At 56.7% G+C, this 921-nt stretch carries 1 protein-coding gene; it reads left to right on the top strand.

All coding sequences use genetic code 11. The annotated features are described in order from the left end of the window. Positions 1–67 precede the first annotated feature (67 nt). Positions 68–921 (top strand): IS5 family transposase gene (locus JFT66_RS29650; protein WP_198860630.1). Its coding sequence is split into 2 segments (ribosomal slippage): positions 68–421 and positions 424–921, totalling 852 coding nucleotides; the frame shifts between segments, so codons are not numbered across the junction.

Here is a 921-nt window from a genome sequence, read left to right as displayed (position 1 = left end):
GCGAATTAGGTTTTGTACGAAAAGTCGTTGTGGCTAAAATTGCCGCCATGACCGGTTGGAGGCCCGTATGGCAAGGCGTTACGAACTTTCTGATGCGTCATGGGAGCTGATCAAGGATTTGGTTTCTCCAGAACAGAAAATGGGCCGTCCTCGCAACGATGATCGTCAGGTTCTCCACGGAATTCTGTGGATCCTGTGCTCGGGCGCTCCCTGGCGCGACCTGCCTGAACGCTTTGGGCCTTGGTCAACGGTGTATCAGCGTTTTCGTGACTGGCGCGACGACGGCACATTCGAGCGAGTACTGGAGCGTCTGCATATTCGGCTGAACCGGGAAGGACTGATCGACTTGGACACCTGGATGATCGACTCCACCGCAGTACGAGCAACCCGAGCCTCTTCAGGCGCCGGGAAAAAGGGGGGCCTGAAGAACCGTTAGACCATGCCTTCGGGCGCAGTCGAGGCGGTCTGACCACCAAGATTCACATGGTGTGCGATGCCAATGGCGTGCCATTGCATTACAGGCTTTCACCAGGACAAGCCAGTGATGTCTCCCACGCTCAGCCGTTGCTGGATGCTGTAAAAATTGCTGGCAAGCCAGGACGACCGCGTAAACGCAGCCGGTGGTTGCTGGCTGACAAGGGATACGATGCCGAGCACCTGCGCCAGTACTGCGACCGTTACCGAATGCAGCCGGTAATCCCATTGCGCGCTATGCCGCGCAAACCTCGACCTGGCTTGCCCCGACTGTTTGACCGGCCCAAATACCGGCAACGGAACATCATTGAGCGGATGTTTGGCTGGCTGAAAGAAAATCGCAGGATCGGCACTCGCTATGACAAGCTGGCCAAGAGCTTTGCAGCCATGGTCACCTTGGCCTGCAGCCTACGTTGCATGCGGCAATACTTTTCGTACAAAGCCTAG

The sequence above is a fragment of the Pseudomonas sp. MF6755 genome (assembly GCF_016405635.1).
GTDB lineage: Bacteria > Pseudomonadota > Gammaproteobacteria > Pseudomonadales > Pseudomonadaceae > Aquipseudomonas > Aquipseudomonas haemolytica.
The sequence above is the reverse complement of the archived record's forward strand: the minus strand, read 5'-3'. Positions and strand labels throughout refer to the sequence as shown.